General features: G+C 64.0%; 6 protein-coding genes. 1 reads left to right on the top strand and 5 read right to left on the bottom strand.

Annotated elements, in window-relative coordinates:
• Window positions 1-178 precede the first annotated feature (178 nt).
• Together V3B48_RS08755 and V3B48_RS08750 are read right to left on the bottom strand one after the other, a co-directional pair.
• Window positions 179-733: a toxin-activating lysine-acyltransferase gene (locus V3B48_RS08755; protein ID WP_121503961.1), complete on the bottom strand. Its 555-nt coding sequence runs from the start codon at window positions 731-733 to the stop codon at window positions 179-181.
• Window positions 730-10,983: a cadherin domain-containing protein gene (locus V3B48_RS08750; protein WP_329893545.1), complete on the bottom strand. Its 10,254-nt coding sequence runs from the start codon at window positions 10,981-10,983 to the stop codon at window positions 730-732. Before V3B48_RS08750 ends, V3B48_RS08755 begins: the two co-directional genes overlap by 4 nt.
• 768 nt (window positions 10,984-11,751) lie before the next feature.
• Here V3B48_RS08750 and V3B48_RS08745 point away from each other — a divergent pair.
• Window positions 11,752-12,621, top strand: coding sequence for a hypothetical protein (locus V3B48_RS08745; protein WP_329893544.1), 870 nt, complete (start codon window positions 11,752-11,754; stop codon window positions 12,619-12,621).
• A 628-nt stretch (window positions 12,622-13,249) separates the two neighbouring features.
• Here the strand turns inward: V3B48_RS08745 and V3B48_RS08740 are convergent.
• The 3 genes from V3B48_RS08740 to V3B48_RS08730 are packed head-to-tail and all read right to left on the bottom strand — an operon-like array spanning window position 13,250 to window position 17,385.
• Complete coding sequence (locus tag V3B48_RS08740; protein ID WP_125893701.1) at window positions 13,250-13,816, bottom strand: hypothetical protein; 567 nt, start codon at window positions 13,814-13,816, stop codon at window positions 13,250-13,252.
• A 5-nt stretch (window positions 13,817-13,821) separates the two neighbouring features.
• Window positions 13,822-15,216 (bottom strand): HlyD family type I secretion periplasmic adaptor subunit, encoded by a 1,395-nt coding sequence (locus tag V3B48_RS08735; protein WP_100437498.1) that lies wholly within the window; start codon window positions 15,214-15,216, stop codon window positions 13,822-13,824.
• A 30-nt stretch (window positions 15,217-15,246) separates the two neighbouring features.
• Window positions 15,247-17,385 (bottom strand): type I secretion system permease/ATPase, encoded by a 2,139-nt coding sequence (locus V3B48_RS08730; protein WP_235202901.1) that lies wholly within the window; start codon window positions 17,383-17,385, stop codon window positions 15,247-15,249.
• Window positions 17,386-17,566: the final 181 nt, after the last annotated feature.

Here is a 17,566-nt window from a genome sequence, read left to right as displayed (position 1 = left end):
ATTGTCCGGGGGCTGGTGCCTGTCATAGCACACAGCCGGAGTTGCCGATACCCGGCCGCCCATGGGTGGGCACTGCCAGAAACCCTGCATTCTATCATCGAGCCCCGGCCCACCGGGCTTGCCTCTACTCCCCCGACCGCCAGCGTGGCGACCGGGGCGGACGTTCACCTCTCCCGGATCAGGCCGCCTGCGACGGCACGCCGCCCAGGGTCACCTTGTCACGCCGGCCGGTGGCCGGATCGGTCCGGTGCATGGACAGACTGCGCCCCGCGAACGGCCCGGTCAGCAGATCGCCCAGCATGGCCTCGGCCAGGCCGTTGCCGGGCTGGGCGAAGGGAGTGATGAACTCGATCAGCCACAGGCGATCGCCGCTGTTCCAGTCGTCCAGTTCCAGCCGCTCGCCGGCTTCCAGCTTGCGCTCGGCCTCCTCTGACAAATTGGCCCAGATTGCAACTCCAAGCGGCAACTGTTCCAGCGCCTGCTGGGTCACCCCGGCGAAGGCCGCACCGGCCTCCTGCATGCCCGGCAACGGCGGCAGGGTGCCGAAACGGAACACCCGGAACTGCTCCTTCAGCAGCGGCGGCATGAATGACCATTCGAGGTCCTTCAACTGCATCTCACGGTGCAGCGGCGACTGTGAAAGCAGCCAGACGATCTGGCCGAGGGCCTCGGCAACGGTGCGCGGCGCCCCGTCGGGGGTGGTGGTGGCGGTGGCGGTCGTGGACGTGATCATGAACGGGAAATCCTGTAGTCGGGAATGGCGGTCAACAGTTCCATGGTGGCCGGATCGCGCGCCGCTGTGCTGATGCCCTGGGCATAGGGCTGGGCGTCGAACGTGGACATCGCTTCGATCATCTGGAACCGCTTCTTCTGTGCCAGCGCCAGATTGTCATGCAAGGCTGAGCGCTGTGATGCCTGGCCGGAGGGAATGCTTTCGTCGATGGGAGCACGATGTTCCGAACGAGCCGATTGCTGCATCCGCTCGGCGGCTGTGGGCTCAACGCCACCGAAACGATCCCCCGTTTCCGTCACTGCTTGCGCCACCGGGGCCTGCGACAGGTCAGCTGCAGGCGCGAAGCGTGGATCGCCGCCTCGACGGTTGACCCGGCCGGAGGCAGCATCACCGCTGCCCAGGTCGCGTCCGCCCTTGCCGGCGCCAGCATTCAGGTTCAGGCCGCCACCGTTGCCCTCCTCATCGCGCTCGCCGAAAGCGAAGAACATGTCCGACAGCGCCGCCTGGGTGCCATCGGTACGGGTGTACTGACCGTTGGCATAGGTGGTGTTGTCCGCCGATGTACCCGGCATCTGCCCGGTACGGCGCGCATCGAGGTTGATCGACGCCACGCCGGCCTGCTGCAACGTCAACAGCTCACCCGCCTGGCTGATGCCATCGCGGTTGGCGTCACGCCAGACCTGGAACTCTCCGAAGCGGGCGTCATTGGCATCCAGACGCCGATCACCATTGCTGTCATAGGCAGCCAGACCTTCGAGGTCGGAATGGGCCCCCTCCAGATCCATCGTGAACGAGATTTCGGCGCCGGAATCAATCGTGCCGTTGCGGTTGCGGTCGAGCACCAGTAGACCGTCGTGCGGCCCGACCCAACCGGTCAGATCACGCACGCCATCACCGTCCATGTCAAAGCGCGTGGCGCTCTGCGCCCAGCCCACGGTCTCCACGCCGTCGCCATCCAGGTCAAGCACGACCGGACCGAGGCGTGCACCGAACTCGTTGACGACAAACTTCAGCGGATCACTCCAGAGACCAGCGCTGTCCACGCTCTGGATGACGATTTCATAGTAGGTGTCGTAGTAGGTCTCCTGGTAGTAGCCCGCGCCGCTTCCGCGCGGATCGCCCCAGTTTCCGTCATTCACCTGGCGCCGGTTTCCACGATTCACGATCCGCGTGGCAAGCGTGCCGTTGTAGTAATAGCCGTTCAGGAAGCCATCACCGGAAATGGCCCTCGACGTGGTCCCATAGTCAAAGAACGATGTCTCGTTGGTGTAGGTGTCCCAGTACTGGCCGGTAGTACTCACCAGCTCCACCGCACTGGTGATCACCAGACGGCTGAAGATGTCCTCCTGGTCACTTCCCCAGAGCACGTACACGTAGTTGCTATCCAGCGTCTGGACGACCGTCGGCCGCTCATTGACGTTCTGCACATTGATCGTCACCCAGGTGCTGCTGGACAGGCCACCACGATCGGTGACCGTCACCTGGATCTGGTGGCTCTGCGCGGTTTCATAGTCCAGCTGCCCGTGCAGCGCGATCTGTCCCGTGGTGGCGTTGATGCCGAACAGGTTGCTGGCACCACCGGTGATGGCGAACCGGTGGTCGCGGTTGTACCACTGGCTGTCGGGGTCGGACCAGTTGGTGAACTGGAACACGGTCTGGCCCGCGCCCGGCGCCGATTCGGCCAGCGTCAGACTCTGGCCCCAGGTCGTCGGTGCCTCGTTGACGTCTTCGATGCGTACCGTGATCTCGCGATTGCCCGACACCAGCGCACCATCCGTGGCACGGACCGTGACGTTGTAGTAAGCCTCCAGCTGGCCGTCGCCGTCGCCGTCGATCAGCTGCAGGTACGGTGCAACCGCTTCGAAATCGAAACTGCTGACGTTGTACTTGAGCTGGTTTCCGGAAATGACGAACCAGGCGAAGGGATCGTTGATGATCTGATAAGAGGGCGCGGTGCCATCCGGATCAGATGAGGACAACGTAGCCACCACCTGCCCGGCCACGCCGGTATTCTCCGAGGTGAGCGCCACATGCTGGACGACGTCAGGCGTGCGCGGTGCTTCGTTGACGTTGGACACGCCGACCTGGAACACCTGATCGCGACTGGCACCATGAGTGTCGGTGACCCGCACCGTGATCGAATGCGAGGTGGCGGCCTCGTAGTCCAGCAGCCCGCCATTGGCCACGCTCAACACCCCGGCAGCGGTGATGGCAAAGCGTCCTCCCGCATTGTTCACCAGTGTGAAGGTCAGGCCGTCGGTAACGTCCTGGTCCTGGCCGCTGAACTTGCCGACCTCGGAACCGTTGGCGGTATTCTCCGCGATGCTCAGCGTGCGATCGACGGTGATGCCATGCGGCGCGTCGTTGACGTCTTCCAGGCGCACGGTGATGGTGCGCGCCCCCGCCGAGGTCAGCCCACCCGACACGGCCTTCACCGATACCGAGTACACCACCTCCTGGCGGCCATCACCATCGGCATCACTCAGGGTCAGGCCTGCGGCTTTCAGCGCCTCGAAATCCAGCACCAGGCCATCGCGGAACTTCAGCTGGTTGCCGACCAGGGTAAACCAGCCGCGAGAGTCCCCTTCCAGCACATAGCTGTAGCTGCCATTGCCTCCGCTGGAGGAAAGGCTGGCGATCACCACGCCGCCCAAGGCCGCGTTCTCCGCAGCGATTGCCACCGGCTGGCTGGAGACGGTCGGTGTTGCCGGGGCTTCATCGACGTTGGTCACCGCGACGGTGAAGGTCTTGTCGCGGGTCAACCCGCCCGAGTCGGTCACCCGCACCACGATCTGGTGCGAGGTGTTGGCCTCGTAGTCGAGCAGGCTGGCATTGGCCACGGTCAGCACACCGGCTGCGGAAATCGCAAAGCGGCCGCCCGCGTTGTTGGTCAGGCTGAAGGTGAAGCCATCGTTGTCCGCATCGACGCGGGCGAAATTGCCGAGCACCGTGCCATTGGCCACCGGTGCATCCGCGGTTGACTCGACCGTACTCAACGCGCGGTCGACAGTGATGTCGGTCGGACGCGCATTGATGGTGACCGACAGCGTCTGCGTCTTGCTGCTGGTCTTGCCCGTCGCGGTCTCCTTGGCGATGGCAGTCACCGTCAGCGCCGCAGTGCCGGTCAGGTCGGCCGACCACGTGGCCGGACCGACCAGCGCTAGACCGGCCAGCTGCGCCGGCGTCAGCGACCACACGCCGTTGCCCAGGTTCGTGCCCTTGTTCAGGGTCAGCCCGGTCGGCAGGTTCGAGATGCGGATCTCCAGGGTCTCCGAACCATCGGCATCGGACAGCGCCGCCTGCACATCCAGCGTCAGCGTGCCACTATCAAGTGTCTTGCCGACCTGCACGGCACGGGTAATCACCGGCGCGTCCACTACCGGCGCCACATTCATGAAGAACACGCGCTCGGTCACCAGCCCACCGGCATCGGTTGCGATCAGCTTGATCGCAACGCGTCCGCTGGCGTTGCTCTTGGGCACCAGCGTCACCGTGCGCTCGCCGTTGGCCCCCGTAGTGATGGTCGGAGTATTCATCCAGGCCACCACCGTCGTAAGGTCAGTGGCATCCACCGCCACGGCACGTACGGTGACCCCGGACGCCGGGGTCAGGTCATCACCGACGGTGAACTGCAGGGCGACCTGGCCATCCTCGTTGATCGACTGATCCGGCACGATGCTGATCGACGGCAGGCCGTTGCCATCCCAGTAGTGCCGCCACTGGTTCTCGAACGTGCCGTCGGCATGCAATGCCTGATAGGCCGCGACCGTGGCGGGCCTGGTGCGGCCGGCCATCAACGCGACCAGTGCCTCTGCATTGATCGTGCTGCTGGCGTGCTCGCCGGCCAGGAAGAAATCGATCTTGTAGTTGGCGCGATCATTGGCGTTGGTGGTGGTGTACCAGCCCTTGATCGTGGTCACCACACTGGTACCAATCACCGAGATCACCAGATCGTCGCCGGTTCGACTGAACCACAGATCATTGCGACTGATGTCGCGATAGCCGATGACGTCGATATCGTCGCCACTGGAGTCGTAGTTGCGGATTTCGTCGGCACCGGAGTTGCGGTCGATCAAGTAGACGTCGCTATCATCGCCACCAATCAGGATGTCGTTACCGGCGCCGCCATACAGGGTGTCATTGCCTGCCTGCGCATCGAGCAGGTCGTCACCATCACCGCCATACAGCGTGTCATTGCCAGCGCCGCCGTAGAGCTTGTCGTTGCCCGCGCCACCCTCGATGTAATCATCCCCCGCGCCACCAGTGATGACGTCGTCGAACCCACTGCCGATCACGCGCTCGAACGCATCTTCCAGCACATCGCCGGCAGCCGCCCCGCCATGTGTTCCGGTAGCCAGGTTCAGCACGATGCCCGCAGTCGCCGAGGCGTAGGTCAGCGTATCGACACCGGCGCCTCCGGACAGGGTGTCGGCACCGACGCCGCCATCGAGGATATCGTCGCCATCGCCACCGCGCAGGATGTCGTTGCCGACGCCGCCGCGCAGCGTGTCATTTCCGATGCCCCCTTCCAGCAGGTCATTGCCGGCACCGCCATCGAGGATGTCATTGCCGGCGTCGCCGTACAGGCGGTCATCACCGTCTTCGCCATACAGGTTGTCATCGCCATCACCACCACGCAGTTCGTCGACGCCTGCGCCACCGTACAGCGTGTCGCGACCCAGCTCGCCCCACAGTTTGTCGTCGCCAGCCTCACCGCGCAGATTGTCATCGCCATCGCCGCCGTACAGGTCGTCGTTGCCACCGCCGCCGTTGATGATGTCGTTGCCGCCGAGCCCCTGGATCACGTCCCGGTTGGCCTGGCCGACCAGCGTTTCGCCAGCGGCAGTGCCGTACAGGTAGTCATCCCGGTTGACCACGGTGAAGACCAACTGCTTGCTGACGCTCAATCCGGCGCCGCCGCGATCGGTCGCGGTGACCGTCACGGTGACGTTGCCTCCCGCTTCATAGTCAACGATCGCACCGGCCTTAAGGCGCAGCTGGTTGCCGTTGATGATCTCGAAGCGGCTGTCGGACACGCTGAACACCATCGTGGCGAAATCACTGCCGGCGGTGGTGTCTGGATCGGTGGCCGACAGCGTGCCGAGCAGGATCGCCGGCAGCGCGGTTCCGGTGGGAACGCGATCGGTTTCGCTGAAGCTGGTGGTGGTGGCCGCGAACACCACCGCCGTCGGCGCTTCGTTCTCATCTTCAATGGCATAGGTGAAGCTGAGCGTCGAGGCCGATGCCAGGCTGCCGTCGTACGCCCTCACGCTGGCGGTCAGCAGCACCTCCTTGATGCCATCGCCATCCAGATCGACCAGGGTCGCGCCCTGCGCGGCGGCCAGCGTCTCGAAGTCGATCGCAACGCCCGCACGCACACGCACCTGGTTGCCCACCACTTCCAGCAGGCCACCCGGGTTGGTCACCAGCTGCAGGGTCGGCGTGGTCTTGTCGGGGTCCCCGATCACGAAGGTGCCCACCACCGTACCGGCCCCGGTCTTCTCGCCGGCCAGTACGGCCGCAGTGTTCGGTGGCCGGGTCGGCGTGAACGGCGCCTCGTTGACGTTGCGGACGTCGATCTTGAAGTCCTTCTCGAACCACGCGCCGGCGCCGTCGGTCACGCGCACCCGGATGGTGTGCGCGGTGGCGGTCTCATAGTCCAGCTTGGTGCCATCACGAACGCTGAGCGTGCCATCGGCGGTGAGCTTGAAGCGGCCGCCGCCATCATTGATCAGGGTGAAGCTGGCCGTATCTTCCGCGCCGTCGCGATCGACATGGCCGAAGCGGCCCAGCGACAGGTTGTTGGCGGCGTTCTCGTCCACGGCCAGCGGACCGGGTGCGAGGATGTCGCTGGGCGCGTCGTTGACCGAGCGCACCTCCAGATCGACGATCTGGTCGGCGGTATTGCCGTCGGCATCGGTGACCCGGACCACGAAATGGTCATTGCCGTGGCGGTCCGCCGCCGGCGTGTAGACCCAGGCGCCGGTGGCCGCATTAAGCGTGACGGTCCCCATGCCGGGGGCGGTGATCACCGTGTACCCGGTGATGTTCCCGTCATGGTCGACGGCATTGACGCTGCCACTGAGCGGCACGTCCTCGTCGGTGGCCAGGTACTGCGTTTCGACCAGCGGTGCCGGCTTGCTCGAGTTCTGCCAGTAGCTGCCGAGCATGCCCTGCAAGCTGGAGGACATCCCAGCCGGCACGGACGCCGACTCTGCCGCCATTGCCGCAAGCAGCGGCTCGGCGTGGGCGAGGAACAGCGAGCCTGCACCGGTCGCGATCTCGGTGATCCGGCTGGCGCCGGTGTAATAGCCCGCGATGGTGATCCGAGTGCTGCCTCCAATCACGCTGACCAGCAGATCGTTGCCCACCTTCTGCAGCCAGACCTCGTGGTTGGCCACGTTCTGCAGCACGATGCGATTGACGCCCAGTGCGTCTTCGATGCGGTCGTTGCCACCCTCCCGATCGAACAGGTAGGTGTCATTGCCATCCCCGCCCCGCAGCAGGTCGTTGCCGGCCTCACCGGCCAGGGTGTCGTTGCCGGTGCCGCCATCCAGCAGGTCGTCGCCTGCGCCGCCCACCAGGGTATCGTTGCCGGCCTCGCCATAGAGCTGATCGTCTCCGTCCTGGCCCCCCAGGGTGTCATTGCCTTCGCCGCCCCAAGCCTTGTCGTTGCCCACATCGCCGCTGATCTGGTCGTCGCCCAGCCCGCCGTAAAGCTCGTCGGCACCGGCGCCGCCGGCCAGCACATCGTTGCCCCCGCCACCTTCAAGCCGGTCATCGCCGGCATCACCGGACAACGCGTCGTTGCCGTCGCCGCCCATCAGGGTGTCATTGCCATCACCACCGATGAGCACGTCGTCGCCCCCCCGCCCATCCAGCCAGTCGTTGCCACCCAGCCCGATCAGGCGATTCGCGCGTGAATCACCACTGATCGTATCGGCGAAGCCGTCGCTGCCAACTACGTTCTCCAGCGTGCTGACGCCGTTGACTGCAACCAGAGTATCGCCATCGGCGTGCCCGCCCGACAGAGTACCCGCAGCCAGGTCCAGCACCAGCGACGCAGTGGAGGTCACGTATCGGACGGTATCGCCATAGGCTTCACCCGCCACCGCGGCCTGGCCGAGGCTGATGCGATCGCTGCCGCCGTCGAGGATGTCGGCACCGGCGCCGCCCTCCAGCGTGTCGTCGCCGTCGCCGCCCCGCAGCGTGTCATTGCCATCTCCACCCGCCAGCACGTCGTGACCTGCAAGACCCGTAAGCGTGTCCGCGCCATCGGACCCGAACAATACATCGTCACTCGCGCTACCGCCTTGGGAAAGCTGGCGGAACTGGCGCAGATCCAGCACCAGTCCGTCCTTCAACTGCATGAACTCGACGCGACGCTGGGCATTCGTATGATTGGCGAGCTTGATCGTACCGTTCTGTGCGGCGAAGACATCCACCTGGAGCGTCGTCCCGCTCAGCGCCAACCGAAGATTTGAGAGGCTGAGCCCTGCTCCCAGTACCAGCGTATCCTGGCCCCCGTCGGTGGCCTGGAACACTTCGCGCACGATCTGTTGCCCATTTGGCCCGTTTCGCCAGGTCGACGAACGGAACTGCCCCTGCGCCGATGGCCACGTGGTGGAGGCTGGCGCGTTCGCCACTGGGGCGTCAAACAGGAAGTCCACCTTGTCCACGCTCTGGTAGACAACGGTGCCGGATGCGATCTCCTTGACCGTCAACCGATACTGATGCTTGTTGCCCGCCGTTGTCTCGCCAAGGCCCAGATACTCCCAGGACGCCGTGTAGGCTGATCCAAACGTCCCTGAGCTGGACATCACCTCATCCAGATAGAAGGCGCCTTCATAGATGACATCACTACCGTCGCCGACGTTGTACTCATAGGCATCGTCGCCCTCACCGCCGTACAGCGCATCCGCGCCGCCACCACCGCGTAGCACGTCCGCGCCGATGCTGCCGCCGAGGCGATCGGCACCGGCACTGCCTTCAATACCCTCGATGCTGCTGTAGACATCTCCCTTGGCGTCGCCGGTATTGGCGAACGTGCCTTCCAGGTAAACGCGCACCGCCGCACTTCCCGCGTAAGAGGCGATGTCCACGCCACCGCCGCCGAACAGGGTGTCCGCGCCGGCACCGCCGTGCAGCAGATCATCGCCCTGGCCGCCGTACAGGATGTCGTCACCCGCACCGCCACGCAGCGTATCGTCGCCTTCGTTGCCCATCAGCAGGTCATTGCCCGCGCCGCCGTCGATGACGTCATCGCCACCGTTGCCGGTCAACCAGTCCTTGCCGGCCGTACCGGCAATGGTGTCATTGCCATCGCCGCCCCCCAGCAGGGTCATGTCGGTGAGCGCATGGCGGCCGGTCGCGGCAAACACCATGTTCTCGATCGATCCACCCAGCGCGTACCAGTCCTTGATCGTGATGCGGTCACTGGACGCCGAGAGGCGCTCCTTCTCACCATCGCGGCCGATCACCAGGCGCAGGTCATTGCCATCGCGCTGCAACATCACATCCTGGATGTCGATGCCAACGCCAAACTCCAGCGAATCAACACCCGCGTTGCGCGCAATCAGGCCATTGAGCGCGCCCTTGTGCCGGCGCAGCACCTGCGCCTCATCATTCCAGTCGTTGTGGCTGATCCAGGTGGAGCCATCGAAGTAGACCACGCCATCCTTGCTGACAGTGCCATCGGCATTGCGCACATAGCCGTTGACATAGGCGCCCCTTTCCCAGACCAGATCCCAGTTGTCGACATAGTCGTCCATGACGATGTCGTCGCCATCGCCGCGCTGGTAGCGGAAGACGTCATCGCCTTCACCGCCCACCACTTCGTCGTTGCCACGGCCGCCGACCACCAGGTCCGAACCCGTACCGCCATACACACGATCATTGCCATCATCGCCAAACACCGTGTCATTGCCCGCGCCGCCCAGCACCTGGTCGTTGCCGGAGCCGCCCATCACCCAGTCCTGGTCGCCATCGCCAGCAACGAAATCGTCGCCCGAGCCACCATTGCCGAAGTCATTGCCGGCCAGGCCCCGGATCTCGTCATTGCCGGCGCCGCCATAGAGGAAGTCCGCACCGTAGGTGCCCAGGATCACATCCGAGCCACCGGTGCCGATGATGTACGAGGTCATGTCGCCGATGCGGATGTCCTCGCCATCGGCAAACCGCAGCCACTCCACGCGATGCGAGGATTCGAACCAGTCCTTGATGGTCAGCTCATCGCCGGTGAGGGTCGCGTTGCCGGCGGCGTCATAGCTGACCAGGGCGATGATCAGGTCGTTGCCGGCACCGCTGGCCGAGGAGCGGCGCATCTGGATGTTCTGCAGCGACAGGCCGGTGCCGAACACGATCGCGTCCTCACCGCCCTTCACCGAACCGTTGACCTCGTACTCGCCGCCACCGGCCCAGTTGCGCGCCAGCTGTCCATTGGCGATCTTGGCGAGGCGATCATTCAAGCTGTCGCCGCTGCCACGGATGGCGCCTGCGCCCTCTTCGTCGTAGATCACGTCGCGGCCGTCACCGAGCCGGAACAGGTACTGGTCCGCGCCGCCCCCACCGAACAGGCGTGCTTCGCCATTGGCACCCCGATCATCGCCGGCGCCACCGGCGATGATGTCGCCGCCCTCGCCACCCACCAGCAGATCGTTGCCGGCGCCGCCTTCCAGCCAGTCCGAACCGGTGCCGCCATACAGGCGATCGTCGCCGGCACCGCCGTCGAGGTAGTTGCCGTTGCCACCACGCGCGGCGATCGCCAGCGCCTGTGCGCTGGCATCACCGATGGCGAAGTTCACATTGGTGACATTGCCGGCGAACAGCACGTCGTTGCCGTCACCGCCAAGCAGCCAGTCATCGAGCAGGCCCCCCACCAGGGTGTCGTTGCCGCTGCCGCCGAGCAGATCGTTGCCGAGGTCTCCGCCGCGGACCAGATCGTCGCCAGCACCGGCATCAATGACCGCAGCGATGCCAATGCGATGGGTGGCCGGGGCGGCCTTGCCATTGATCAGCAGGCCGGTGGTGCTGGACAGCGTGGCACCATTGACGATGATGCTGTCGTTGCCGATGCCACCGAGAATGCGATCCTTATCCGCGGTGACGATGGTGTCGCTGATCGAGAAGAGCTCTTCGTCGCTTCCGCCAGTCAGGACGAACTTTCTGCCATCAATGGCATTGTATCGCGCACTGACGTTCGCGGCGTTCAAGCCACGCCCGTCCAGCTCACCGTCAGGAAGCTGGTCCATCCACGCTGCAAATCCCCCTGTCCAATCGGTCGATGCGCGCTTGTTGAGGCCCAATTCGATCGCACGCGCAAGCGTGATCGCCCATTGAGCTGCCAACCCGCTGTCTGGCGCACCGGCGATGAGCGAATTGACCTGGAAAGGATCCATTACATACTGACCATAATCAGCAGCCATGGCCAAGTCGCCAATCATTGACGTCACATTGAAACCGCGAGGCGAAGGCAACATACCCAGATGTTGGACGATGGCCCGCTTGATATAGATGTTTCCGCCAACCATCTTGTCCGCCATCCCCGCCAGAGCCAGCGCAGAGCCGTGACCGATAAGCTCCTCAGCCGTCGCAAACCCGACGGGCGTTGCAGACCAGTATCGATAGTCCTTTCCGTAGGTACCGTAGGTACCGCCATCGATGCTGGCCCCCGAAGCCACACGGCTTCCCGACATCTTCAGCACCGCGTTGAGGTTGTCCGCTACGGCATTGGCAAGAACCCTCGCCCCAGCCTTGGAGCCACCCGATCGGGAACGAATGCCGGTGACCACGAAGCCGTCCGATGCCTCTTCCCAGCTGACCGACGCCCACGAACGCGGCTTGCCACTTGAGAAGAACGAGCCAACGAGCCCGCCCAGGATGTAGCCCACCAGCGCACCGATTGCCGCTCCGATTGCGCCATACGCGGCACCTCCGACCTTGCTACCTGCTGCAGCCCAGGTGGTCGCAACGGACGCACCGACATAGGCGCCGATCGCCGAACCAACCTGTGCACCGATTTGCCCTCCGACCGTATCGAACTTGACCAAACTAGCGCCCAGCCGTGCGCCAACGTAGCCACCGACTGCGTTGAATATCTGCGTTTCACCCAGACCTTCGAACACGCTGATCTTGGCACCATCGGCGATCAGGTTCGCATTCTGGATAACTTGACTCAGTGCTGCACCAGCAGCGGTCTGTGCAATTTCACCGAGCGTCCCTTCGATACCCAGTGTCCTGAACAGCTCTGCGGTCAGGTAGGAAGAGACAGCTCCAGCCCCTGCGCTCCTGAGATTGGCCTGAAACTCCTCAGGAAGATCGGCAAGAATGCTGCTGAAGTCCCCACTGGACAGCCGAACCCCGAGGCCCCTGGCCGAGATCGCCTCGGCGAAGTTCTCTCCGATGGTCGACAGCGTTGCCGAGGAAATGACCTGCCATGCCGGGTCATTCAACTTCAGGGCAGAAGAGATTGCGCCACCAATCACCCCACCAAGCGCACCCGCCTGGGCAATCTGCTGCAGGCGCGTACGATCGAAGAAGGCATTCCATTGGTCCGGATCAAATCGCGGCCCCGTCGTGGTTCCGCTGCGCTGGAAGCCGTTGTTCGGGCCACCACCAAGGTCGGTATAGAAGAAGATATCTCCTTTGCCCTGGAATGTCAGACCCGCGACCTCCAGCGCTGCCTCTGTCGTTCCCAGAGCGGCAAGATTGATCTGTACCAGTGCCCTGTCGGGATCCCCGTACTGGTTGTTGTAGCGCTCCATGCGCACAATCAGGCTGACGCCGTAGGACAAGTAGTAATCGGTGTAGGAAGACTTTCCTTGAGGCCCCAGGCTTCCCTTGCTGCCATCAAAGTAGCACTTTGCGAATGCTTCAACGGATTGATCTGAAACATTTGCAGTGAGATCGGCATTCAGCACGATTCCGGCAGCCATCTGATAGACGCCATTGACCTCGATGACGCATCGCGGATTAACTTGGGCCATCCTCTCCAGAACTGCGGCTCGGTCTAGAGGACGGCCTCCACTGTCTGCGATCATCTTGGAAATGTTGGCGTTCCAGCCTCCGATAGCTGCGACAGCCTCATTCCTTCGTGCGGCAGCAAGGAAATTCTGGAGGACCGCGGTGTAATTGCGAGTCTCTGTTCTCTCAAACGCCAGCTTCTCTACTTCTTCACTCAGCACATTCAAGGCAAAGTCGTAGCCTTTATAGTGCGCATGCGCGATCTCGTGCCCCAAGGTATCGCGGAGCTGGTCCATGAACTCAGTGGTCGCGTTGCCCACGACGGCATCCCGGCCTATCGCGAGCACTCCCTCGTCCGACATATGAGCTCTTTCGGTCGCCGATCTAGGCAGCAACTCAATCGTTTTCAACTTGCCCTCGGCAATAGCCGATTCGAAGCGCTTGACCAAGCTTGGTGACGAGGAAATTGCCTGACGTAGCCTCTGCGCTGCGGTACGCGTATCCGCATTTCGCGATGCGAACTGGTCCAGCAAGGTGTTCAACCTGATGCTAAGTTCAGACATTGTCATGCTCCGGCGGGGCTATGGTCAGGGTATCTACACACTGTTCAGGCAGCGCGGCATTGATGGCCGCGTCGAACGTCGTGATATGGACAGAGACGGAACCCCGAGAGTAGGTTCGGGTATCCGGGCTGAGCGGCGCGGCGTTCCTTCCTCCATGGAATCCCGCAGCCAGCATTGAAGACGTCATTGCGTCAGCCTTGAACGTGCATGGCCGTTCAAGATCGTTGAATCGGCGGGACGCCAATGCGTCGAATTTCACCGCGCGACCTTCCCGCCTGTACTCCACCTTGATTGCGGCGGACCACCCTTCACGTGTCAGCAGCCTCGACTGAATCGTTCTCGAGTTGACATCCAGAGATGACAGATGTACACCGAATCTTCGCTCGACATCCGAGCGTTCGACGCCACGCCAACTACCGTGGCGCGGTTGCTCCAGGACCAATGCGATAAGCATCTTCTCCAGCTCGGATGCTGCCCAGACGTGACGCTCCCGCGCGTTTGCCGGGGATGCCGCAGTGAGGCAAAGGACTGAAGCGCCCAGGATTTGCCAGAACGGCATTCTCCTCATCGCTCCCTCCCCGCTTCCTGCACGCGCCTGGACAGCGGCGACAACAGGTATTCAATGATGCGGCGGTCACCGGTCTTGATTTCCGCCGTTGCGGCCAGGCCCGGCGCCAGCGCGCGGCGCCGGCCATCCACTTCGATCCAGGGCCGCAGCAGGCGCACGCGCGCCGGATAGCGCAACCCTTCCTTCTCGGTCTGCACCGCATCACGGCCCACAGTCTCGACCACGCCATCCACCACACCGTAGCGGGTGAACGGATAGGCCTCCAGCTTCACCTCCACCGGCTGCCCGTCGCGGACGAAGCCGGCATCGCGATTGGGCAGCATCGCATCGACCACCAGCTCGCCGTCATGCGGCACCAGCACCATGAGCGCGTCAGCCGGCTTCACCACGCCGCCGATGGTGTGCACCTGTAGTTGCTGCACGACGCCATTCACGGGTGCGCGCAATACCGTGTGCCCAGCCTTGTCATGGGCCTTCTTCAATTCTTCGCCTCGCAACGCGCGTGCCGCTTCCGCCTCAGTCAGGGCGTCCAGTGCTTCACGTGCGAACTCGCTGCGGCTCTTGCTCATCTGCTGGCTGGCCGCCAGCTGCGCAGCGGTCGCTTTACGCTGCTCTTCGCGACGGATCGCCAGGTCCTGGCGCATGCCGACAACACGCTCCTTTACTTCGGCCACCTGCAGTCGCGGCACATAGTTGTCGCGGCTCAGCTCCTCCAGCTTGTTCAACTGGTCGGTAGCCAGCGGCAGCTGCTCTTCCAGCTTGGCGATCTCGGCCAGGATCATGCCGTGCTCGCCATCGCGCTGGCTGCGCTCCTGCTGCAAGCCACCCACAGTGGAATCGAACTCGCGCTGCTTGGCGGCCACCAGTGCCTGCTGGATGGCAATGATGCTGTCAGGTGCTCCCTCCGGTGCGATGAAGCGACCGGCCCGACCGGCAACGTGGTCAACCACGGCCTGCGCCCGTGCCACATCGATCTGCGCGGTCAGCAACGCCTGGCGCGCCTGCTCGACTTCGGCATGGCTGACCGTCGGGTCCAGTTCGAGCAGCGGCGTGCCGGCCTTCACCGACTGCCCTTCAACCACGTGGATCGCACGGACCACACCCTGGTCCGCAGCCTGGATCACCTTCACGTTGCCGCGCGGAATCACCTTGCCTTCGGCCACCGCGACCATGTCCAGGCGGCCAAGGCACGACCAGACCAATGCGATGGCGAGAAAGGCGATCAGCAGCCAGAGAACGGTGCGGCCGATCGGGTTCGGGGGCTTTTCCAGGATCTCCAGCGCCGCCGGCAGGAAGTCCGGCGCCGCCGAGTCGCGTTGGTCCGGCTGCGCACGCTCCGCGCGCAGGCTCTCGCGCAGGATGCCCAGGTGATGCCTCAGTCCCTTCAACATGCGTGCTGTCCTTGGCTGGGCCCGCGGTGGTCAGTTCAGCGGGGCCGCCACGGCGGGCAGGCCCATCTGTTTGGTGTAGAGCAGTGAGTAACGGCCTCCCGCGCGGAGCAGATCCTCGTGCGTGCCGGTCTCGGTGATGCGGCCACGTTCGAGGGTCACGATGCGGTTGGCCTGGCGTACCGCCGAAAGACGATGCGCGATGATGATCACGGTGCGGCCAGCGGACATCCGCTTGAGGTTGTCCTGGATGACTTCCTCGCTCTCCGCATCCAGCGCCGAGGTCGCTTCGTCGAAGATGAGGATCTTCGGGTCGATGGCCAGCGCGCGAGCGATCGCCAGGCGCTGACGCTGCCCGCCGGAGAGGTTGCCGCCGCGCTCGTCGATGCGCGTGTCGTAGGCCTCGGGCAACTCCAGGATGAAGTCGTGCGCCCCCGCCAGCTTGGCCACCTCCACCACCCGGCTCATCGGCATCGCCGGGTCGGCCATGGCGATGTTCTCGCGCACGCTGCGGTTGAACAGCAGGTTTTCCTGCAGCACCACACCCACCTGTCGCCGCAGCCACGCCGGATCCACCATGGACAGATCGACACCATCCACCAGCACACGGCCGCGCTCCGGGGTGTGCAGGCGCTGGATCAGCTTGGTCAGGGTCGACTTGCCGGATCCCGAGGGCCCGACCACGCCGAGGATCTCACCCGGAGCAATCTCCAGACTGACCGACGACAACACTTCCTGCCCCTCAGGCCGATAGCGGAACGACACGTGCTCCAGCGCGATGCGGCCATCCACTGCCGGCAGGCTGGCACGCGAGGGTGAGCTGGCCGGTTCGGTAGGGGAGTTGAGGATGTCGCCCAGCCGCTCCACGGCAATGCGCGCCTGCTGGAAGTCCTGCGCCAACTGCGCCAGGCGCAGCACCGGCCCGGCAACCTGCCCGGCAAGCATGTTGAACGCCACCAGTTCGCCCACGGTCAGCTTGCCGTCAATCACCAGCCGCGCGCCGAAGAACAGGAGTGCCACGGTGGCCAGCTTGTGGATCAGCTGCACCGCCTGCGAGCCCCAGTTGGCCAGCATGCTGGCGCGGAAGCTGGCCTGGATGTAACCCGCCAGCTGCTTGTCCCAGCGGTTCTGCGCCTGCGGCTCGACCGCCAGCGCCTTGATGGTCTCCACACCGGTCACTGCTTCGACCAGGAACGACTGGTTTTCGGCACCGCGCACGAACTTTTCATCCAGGCGGCGCCGCAGCATCGGCCCGACCACCATGACCACCACCGCGTACAGCGGCAGCGTGATCAGTACGATCAGCAGCAATGCAGGGCTGTACAGCCACATCACGGCCAGGAACACGATGGCGAAGAACAGGTCCAGCACGACCGTCTGCGCCGAAGAGGTGAGGAACTCGCGGATGGTTTCCAGTTCGCGCACGCGCGCCACCGAATCGCCCACCCGACGCGCCTGGAAATAGGCCAATGGCAGATGCGTGAGGTGGGAGAAGAGCTTCGAGCCAAGTTCGGCATCAACGCGGCTGGTGGTGTGCGAAAACAGGTAGGTGCGCAGTCCGCCCATCAGCACTTCGAACACCGAAACCACCAGCAGGCCGAGGGCAAGCACTTCCAGCGTGGTGATGCCTTTGTGCACCAGTACCTTGTCGATCACCACCTGGAAGAACAGCGGCGTGATCAGTGCCATCAACTGCAGGAAGAACGAGGCTACCAACACGTCACGCAGCAGGCGGCGATACTTCACCAGGGCAGGAATGAACCAACCGACATCGAAGCGCCTCACGGCGCCGGCCACGCTTTCACGCGTGGTCATCAGCAACAGGCGGCCATCGAACTCCTGCGAGAACTCGCCAAGGGACAGCGTGACCGGGCGTCCGTCGGCCGCCGCGTCAAAGCACAACACGTTCTCGGCGTCAGCCTTGAGCACGAGCGTATAGCGCCCGTCGGCCAGGCAGGCGATGGCGGGCAGCGGATGGTCGCGCAGCGCGGTTACCCGCGCCTGTACCACGCGTGCTTTGACGTCCATCCGCTTGGCCAGGCGCAACAGATCCTGTGTATCGATACGGCCTTCGGGGTGGCCCAGCTGGTGCCGGAGCTGGTCGGGGTCGGCAGGCCGATCCAGAAACCCCAACAGGGCGACGAAGCACGCCAGCGCGCCTCCATCGTCCACGCACAGTGACTCCTGCAGATCGATCCCTGATCCGTTACTGCCCACGTCAACTGCCTTGTTGTCCCCTGGTGCGCGGACTCTAGGGCCATGCCATGGCAGCTGTCCATCTGCTGAATGCGCTTTTGTGCAAATCAGGTCAAAGTGACAAATTGGTCACATTTTTCAACATCAATCCCGTTCA

This window comes from Stenotrophomonas sp. SMYL20, assembly GCF_036320045.1.
Classification (GTDB): domain Bacteria; phylum Pseudomonadota; class Gammaproteobacteria; order Xanthomonadales; family Xanthomonadaceae; genus Stenotrophomonas; species Stenotrophomonas maltophilia_A.
This window is presented reverse-complemented; position numbering and strand designations above follow the sequence as displayed.

Bases quoted from the DNA above. Each gene is read 5' to 3' on its own strand.
- V3B48_RS08750 (WP_329893545.1), bottom strand. From the start codon at position 10,983: ATGGACCAGCTTCCTGACGGTGAGCTGGACGGGCGTGGCTTGAACGCC.
- V3B48_RS08740 (WP_125893701.1), bottom strand. From the start codon at position 13,816: ATGCCGTTCTGGCAAATCCTGGGCGCTTCAGTCCTTTGCCTCACTGCG.
- V3B48_RS08735 (WP_100437498.1), bottom strand. From the start codon at position 15,216: ATGTTGAAGGGACTGAGGCATCACCTGGGCATCCTGCGCGAGAGCCTG.
- V3B48_RS08755 (WP_121503961.1), bottom strand. From the start codon at position 733: ATGATCACGTCCACGACCGCCACCGCCACCACCACCCCCGACGGGGCG.